9 protein-coding genes are annotated in these 6,118 nt (G+C 64.4%); 1 reads left to right on the top strand and 8 read right to left on the bottom strand.

Annotated features, from left to right (window positions below):
• A partial coding sequence (locus tag Q0316_RS08770; RefSeq protein WP_298671384.1) for an SEC-C metal-binding domain-containing protein occupies positions 1–863 on the top strand: 863 nt, incomplete at its 5' end.
• A 124-nt stretch (positions 864–987) separates the two neighbouring features.
• Here the strand turns inward: Q0316_RS08770 and Q0316_RS08765 are convergent.
• The 8 genes from Q0316_RS08765 to Q0316_RS08730 form a co-directional block, all read right to left on the bottom strand.
• Positions 988–1,566, bottom strand: a complete 579-nt coding sequence (locus tag Q0316_RS08765) for a hypothetical protein (RefSeq protein ID WP_298671381.1) — start codon at positions 1,564–1,566, stop codon at positions 988–990.
• 135 nt (positions 1,567–1,701) lie between these two features.
• Positions 1,702–2,217, bottom strand: a complete 516-nt coding sequence (locus Q0316_RS08760; RefSeq protein ID WP_298671378.1) for a CHAP domain-containing protein — start codon at positions 2,215–2,217, stop codon at positions 1,702–1,704.
• A 156-nt stretch (positions 2,218–2,373) separates the two neighbouring features.
• The gene (locus Q0316_RS08755) at positions 2,374–3,228 is read right to left on the bottom strand and encodes a MoxR family ATPase (RefSeq protein ID WP_298671376.1); all 855 of its coding nucleotides are present in this window, start codon (positions 3,226–3,228) and stop codon (positions 2,374–2,376) included.
• A 68-nt stretch (positions 3,229–3,296) separates the two neighbouring features.
• Positions 3,297–4,097: an RNA methyltransferase gene (locus Q0316_RS08750; RefSeq protein WP_298671373.1), complete on the bottom strand. Its 801-nt coding sequence runs from the start codon at positions 4,095–4,097 to the stop codon at positions 3,297–3,299.
• Positions 4,097–4,366 carry an HPr family phosphocarrier protein gene (locus Q0316_RS08745; protein ID WP_298671370.1) on the bottom strand — a complete coding sequence of 90 codons (270 nt, stop codon included), beginning with the start codon at positions 4,364–4,366 and terminating at the stop codon, positions 4,097–4,099. The genes Q0316_RS08750 and Q0316_RS08745 overlap by 1 nt, the downstream gene beginning before the upstream one ends.
• Complete coding sequence (locus Q0316_RS08740; protein WP_298671395.1) at positions 4,363–4,770, bottom strand: PTS sugar transporter subunit IIA; 408 nt, start codon at positions 4,768–4,770, stop codon at positions 4,363–4,365. Before Q0316_RS08740 ends, Q0316_RS08745 begins: the two co-directional genes overlap by 4 nt.
• Before the next feature lie 17 nt (positions 4,771–4,787).
• A complete protein-coding gene (rapZ, locus tag Q0316_RS08735; protein WP_298671368.1) occupies positions 4,788–5,702 on the bottom strand; it encodes an RNase adapter RapZ in 915 nt (304 codons plus the stop codon).
• Positions 5,699–6,118: an aldolase gene (locus tag Q0316_RS08730; protein ID WP_298671365.1), complete on the bottom strand. Its 420-nt coding sequence runs from the start codon at positions 6,116–6,118 to the stop codon at positions 5,699–5,701. The genes rapZ and Q0316_RS08730 overlap by 4 nt, the downstream gene beginning before the upstream one ends.

Here is a 6,118-nt window from a genome sequence, read left to right as displayed (position 1 = left end):
AGAAGGTCGAGGCGCGCAACTACGACATCCGCAAGCAGGTCGTCGAATATGACGATGTGATGAACGATCAGCGCAAGGTGATCTACGAACAGCGCAGCGACATCATGGACGCAGAGACGGTCGGCGACGTGGTGGACGATATGCGCGCCGAGACGGTGAATACGATCGTCGGCGAAGCCTGCCCGCCGCATTCCTATCCGGAGCAGTGGGACGTGGCCGGCATGAAGGAGCGCGTCGCCGAACTGCTCAACATCGAGCCCGCGATTGATAGTTGGCTGACCGAGGAATCGATCGACCCCGAAGTCGTGACGGAGCGCGTTCAGGCCGAGGCGGATGCGGCGGTGGCCGCGAAGGCCGCCGATCTGGAGCCCGAGACCTGGACCCAGGTGGAAAAATCAATCCTGCTCCAGAATCTCGATCATCACTGGAAGGAACATCTGGCGACGCTGGATGCGTTGCGCCAGGTCGTCCACCTGCGCGCCTATGCGCAGAAAACGCCGATCAACGAATATAAGCAGGAGGCGTTCGCGCTGTTCCAGCGGATGCTCGAAAGCATCCGCGAGGACGTGACGCGCACGATCGCTTATGCGCAATTCCGGATGCAGGCGCCGCCCCAACTGCCCGAACTGCCCGATTTCATCACCACGCATTTCGATCCGTTTTCGGGCGAGGATAATTCCGCGGATATCGACGCGGGTTCGCTCGGGCTCATCACCAGCCAGCTTCCGCCGCTGCAAATCCCGCAGCCGACCGCAGCCGAGATCGGCGAGGATCCCGAAGGCTGGAAGGGCGTGGTGAGCCGCAATGCGGCGTGCCCGTGCGGCTCCGGGCGCAAATACAAGCACTGCCACGGCGCGGTGTGAGGCCAGGGTGAAGGGGGCGGGCCGCGCGCGGCCTGCCCGGCCCGACAGTTACTGTCGATGAACGAAAAAGGGGCGGCGGATCGTGGTGATCCGCCGCCCTTCGTGTTTGTCGCCTCAAGCCGGATCAGGGCTTGGGCAGCACCACCGTCGGCCCGATCCGATCGGCGACATCGCGTGCGTTGAACGCGCGCACCTCGTCGCGCGCGGGCGTGCCCTTGCGCATGATGATTTCCGCCGACGCCTCGTAGCGATCGACCGTGCGGATATCGACATTGTCGCCCCAGAACGGATCGCCGAACCACGGATCCCACGCGCGCCAGCCGAAACCGCGCCCGTAATAGCGCCATGACGGCCCCCACCATCCGCCCATGCCGAAGCGCGGACCGGGGGTGGCATAGGTCTGCGCCTGACGATCGGTGGTGCGATCGACCATGACGAAATAATCATAGCCGTTCTGAAGCGTCAGTTCGGCCGCGCGATAAAGCAGATACCGTTCAACCGTGTCACGATCGGTCACGGTGTTGCCCGCGAAGGTCACCAGCCAGCGATTCGATTCGATCTGCTGGTCGCTATAGCCGGTGCGGTAGAAGCCCTTGCCGGTCGCCGGGCGATAGGTTGTCTCGGTCGCGCAGCCGCTGACGACCAGCCCTGCCGTCGCGATTGCGGCCAAAAGCACACCGCGACCCTTGAGATGCTTTATCATCTTCTATCTCCGTTGCCGTCACGTCGACGGTTACCGCGTTCATGGGGGATGACGACGAAACGTGCGATGAACACGCCCGGTTTCATCGCGCAATTTGCGACCGGAGGCGAAACATTTCTTGGCCGAGCGCGAATCCTAGCGCGTGGCGCGGCCCGCATCGGGCACATAAGCGTCGATCAGCGCGCCGACATAATCGGGATTGCTGGAGGTGAGTTCAGGGGAGGGGCGTCCCGGCGCGTAGATGAAGCCGTTGACGCTGTAGACCGTGCTGCCGAGGCCTTGCGAATCGCGATACCAGACCTTCACCTCGCTCCAGTCATTATCGGGCGATACGTCGTAAAGCGTCACATCCTGTTCGGCATGGCCGCGCGCGCCATCGACGCGGGACCAGTTGGCATGGGTCAGCATCAGCACGCGGCGTTCCACCACGCGGCTGACCACCGCCACATGCCCCAGCGGCAAGCGGGATTGCTTCGTGAAGGCGATGACCGCGCCCACCTTCGGGCGATGCCCGCGCGGATAGCGGCCATCGGCCTGATCCCACCATGTCCAGGCATCGCCGAAAATCCGGATGCCCGAAGCCTCGCGCGCGAACGGCACGCATTGCCCGACATAATCGAGCAGCGCCGCGGATGCGGGAATCGCCGACACCGCCGTTGCTAGGCCGATAAGGCCAAGGGAAAATCGCCTGAACACCACGCCGCACCCTCAGCTTGCACTGATGGCGGAATGGTTGCCCTATCTGGTTAACAAATAGTTAGCATTCGCGTTCGTCGTCGCGCCACCGGCTCGCTTCGTCGCCTGGCCTCAGGGGCGGTTGCCCTGACGCTTGGCCATGAACGCGAGCCGCTCGAACAGCATCACGTCCTGCTCGTTCTTGAGCAATGCGCCATGCAGCGGCGGGATCGCCTTGGTCGGATCGCGATTCTGCAGCACGTCGAGCGGCATGTCCTCATGGAGCAGCAGCTTGAGCCAATCGAGCAATTCGCTGGTCGACGGCTTCTTCTTCAGCCCCGGCACCTCGCGCACCTCGTAGAAGATATCCATCGCCTTGGAGACGAGCATCTTCTGGATGCCGGGGAAATGGACATCGACGATCGCCTGCATCGTGTCGCGATCGGGGAATTTGATATAATGGAAGAAGCAGCGGCGCAGGAATGCGTCGGGCAGTTCCTTTTCGTTATTCGAGGTGATGACGACGATCGGGCGTTCCGCCGCGCGGATCGTTTCCTTCGTTTCGTAAACGTGGAATTCCATCCGATCGAGTTCCTGAAGCAGGTCGTTCGGAAATTCGATATCCGCCTTGTCGATCTCGTCGATCAGCAGCACGGGCAGTTGCGACGAGGTGAACGCCTCCCACAATTTGCCCTTGCGGATATAGTTCGCGATATCGTGGACGCGCTCGTCGCCAAGCTGACCGTCCCGCAGCCGGGCCACCGCGTCATATTCGTACAGGCCCTGCTGCGCCTTGGTGGTGGATTTCACGTTCCACTCGATCAGCGGCGCGCCGGTCGCCTTGGCGATCTCATAGGCGAGCACGGTCTTGCCGGTGCCTGGCTCCCCCTTCACCAGCAACGGACGGCGGAGCATGACCGCGGCGTTGACCGCGACCTTCAGATCCTCGGTCGCGACGTAGCTCTGGGTGCCCTCGAAGCGCTTCATGCCCTCATCCCGTTCAATTCAAAAACTCGGTATGGCGATAGCGGCAACAAACTGTCTCGCGCAAGCCGCTATCCACGCTGGCTGGCGAGCACCTGATAGGCCATCACCGCTGTCGCCACCGCCGCGTTGAGGCTGTCCGCCTTGCCCAGCATCGGCAGCTTCACCAGCAGATCGCACGCCGCTTCATAACCATCGGGCAGCCCCTGCGCCTCGTTCCCGGTGAGCAGGAAGGTGGGCGCGGGATAGGCCGGCGCGCGATAATCATGCTCGGTCTGGAGGCTGAGCCCGACGAGCGTGCCGGGGCCGCCACGCAGCCAGGCGATGAAATCTTCCCAGCCGCAGCGCACGACCGGCACGGTGAACAACGCGCCCATGCTCGCGCGCACCGCCTCGACCGAGAATGGATCGACGCAATCGCCGATCAGGATCAGCCCGCCCGCGCCGATCGCGTCGCCGGTGCGCAGGATCGTGCCGAGATTGCCGGGATCGCGCAGCCGCTCGGCGACCAGCCAGATGCCCGCGCTCGCCCGATCGAGCGAATCGAGCGTGGTGGCGAATTCATCGAACACACCGACCACGGCTTGCGGATTATCCTTGCCGGAAAGTTTGGAAAGAATGTCCGGCGTCGTCTCGATCGCCTCGCCACCGCCCGCCTCGACCGCTGCGACCAGTCGTTCCACCAGCGGATGCCGCGCGCTGGCGGCGGCGAAGAACAGCAGGCGCGGCACGCGCCCGGTCTCGCGCGCTTCGGTGAGGATGCGCAGCCCTTCGGCGAGGAACTGGCGCGCCATGCGGCGATGCCGCTTGTCGCGCAGATCGCGGACATGCTTCACTAGCGGGTTCGAATAGGCGGTAATCTGGCGCGGCATCAATCCTCGCCGAACTTGGCCTCGACCAGATCGCACATCACGGCCACGACCTGCTCGGCGGAATCCCCCACGGCGCTGATGACGATCGTGTCACCCATCGCCGCGCCCAGCATCATCAGCCCCATGATCGATGTGCCGGTGACGCTCGACGCGCCCTTGGCGACATGCACCTGGATCGGTTGCGCGGAGGCAAGCGTGACGAACTTGGCGCTGGCGCGCGCATGAAGCCCGCGCCGGTTGGTAATCTGGACCTCGCGCGACACCGTCACGCAGCGGCCTCGCCCAACACTTCGGACGCGACCGAGATATATTTCCGCCCGGCCTCGCGCGCGGCGGCCACCGCAGCCACCACCGTCATCGCCTTGCGCGCGGATTCGAGCCGGATCAGCATCGGCAGGTTGATGCCCGCGATCACCTCCACCCGGCCGCGCTCCATCAGCGAGATCGCGAGATTGGATGGCGTGCCGCCGAACAGATCGGTCAGCACGATCACGCCGCGTCCCGCGTCCACGGCGGCAATCGCCGCGCGGATATCGGCGCGGCGAGCCTCCATGTCGTCGTCCGGGCCGATCGCGACGGTCCGGACCTGCTTCTGCGGCCCGACAACATGCTCCATCGCGGTGACAAATTCGTCGGCGAGGCGCCCGTGCGTAACCAGTACCAGGCCGATCAATTGCTTACTCAGGTCGTTCATTGCCCTATCGGGTGTCCCTCAAGCGCATCCTGCGGCGCCGCCGCAAGATCGCGATGCGTGACCGTGGGCGAAAATCCGGCATTAAGCAACCGCTCTGCCACACGCTCTGCCACATGCACCGAACGATGCCGCCCGCCGGTGCAGCCGAATGCGATGGTGATATAGGATTTGCCTTCCGCGATATAACGCGGGACGAGCAGCAGCAACAGATCCTCGATCTGGCGCATCGCATCGGCATATGCGGGGTCTTCGGCGATATAGGCGGAGACATCCGCGTCCAGCCCGGTGCCGGGGCGCAGCACGGCATCCCAATGCGGATTTCGCAGGAAGCGCATGTCGAACACCAGATCGGCATCCTTGGGCAATCCGCGCGCGAAACCGAACGAGGTGACCGATACGATCGCTTCGCCCACGCCGGCACGCGAAAAGACCGCGCGAATCTGCTGCGCCAGCGTGTTGGCGCTGAATTTTCCCGTGTCGATCAGGCGGTTCGCCCAGTGGCGGAGCGGGGCGAGCAGTTCACGCTCGCGCTCGATGCCGTCACGCGCGGGGCGATCCAGCGCCAGCGGGTGGCGACGGCGCGTTTCATCGTAACGGCGCGCCAGCTCGTCCGAGTCGCAATCGAGGAACAGCGTGCCTATCTCGAACCGGCCCTTGGCGCGCAGCCGCTCGACCTGCGCCACCACTTGCGCCGCGTCGAAATCGCGGGTCCGCGCGCCGATACCGAGCGCGAGCGGACGGTGCATCCCCTCCGTGCCCTCGGGCGGGAGCGCGTTGAGCAGGCGATCGAGCAGCGAGAGCGGCAGATTGTCGACCACCTCCCAGCCGAGATCCTCCAGCGTCTTGAGCACGGTCGACTTGCCAGCGCCGGACATGCCGGTGACGAGTAATATTTCAGGGGGCGGGTTCACGACGATATCCGACGCATCACGAGTTCGATCTTGATCGGGGCCGAAGCCTCGAACGGATTGACCGCGATAGCTGGAATGGCGCGTTCGGCAAGGGTGCATGTGCCCGGCTCAGGCAGGCGTTCGACGGGCGCATCCAGCCGCACCACCAGGCTCACCGGGACTGCGGCGACATGTGGCAACTCGACGATGCCCACCCCGCGCACCTCCATCTTTCCCGCGATCGTCGGCGGCGGGCTGGCGAACAGCACATCGGCGGCGGCGACCAGATCGGTATAATCATCCGATACCAATGTGGCCCCGCGATCAATCAGCCGCAATGCCAGATCGGATTTGCCCGCCCCCGATGGGCCGAACAGCAGGACGGCGCACCCGCCGATGGCGACGGTGGTGGCATGAACCGTTTCGCGATCGGCCAT

The organism is uncultured Sphingomonas sp. (genome assembly GCF_937871615.1).
Lineage (GTDB): Bacteria > Pseudomonadota > Alphaproteobacteria > Sphingomonadales > Sphingomonadaceae > Sphingomonas.
The sequence above is the reverse complement of the archived record's forward strand: the minus strand, read 5'-3'. Positions and strand labels throughout refer to the sequence as shown.

Coding starts and splice junctions, on each gene's coding strand:
- Q0316_RS08765 (WP_298671381.1), bottom strand. CDS start 1,566: ATGATAAAGCATCTCAAGGGTCGCGGTGTGCTTTTGGCCGCAATCGCG.
- Q0316_RS08755 (WP_298671376.1), bottom strand. CDS start 3,228: ATGAAGCGCTTCGAGGGCACCCAGAGCTACGTCGCGACCGAGGATCTG.
- Q0316_RS08750 (WP_298671373.1), bottom strand. CDS start 4,097: ATGCCGCGCCAGATTACCGCCTATTCGAACCCGCTAGTGAAGCATGTC.
- Q0316_RS08730 (WP_298671365.1), bottom strand. CDS start 6,118: ATGGCCGATCGCGAAACGGTTCATGCCACCACCGTCGCCATCGGCGGG.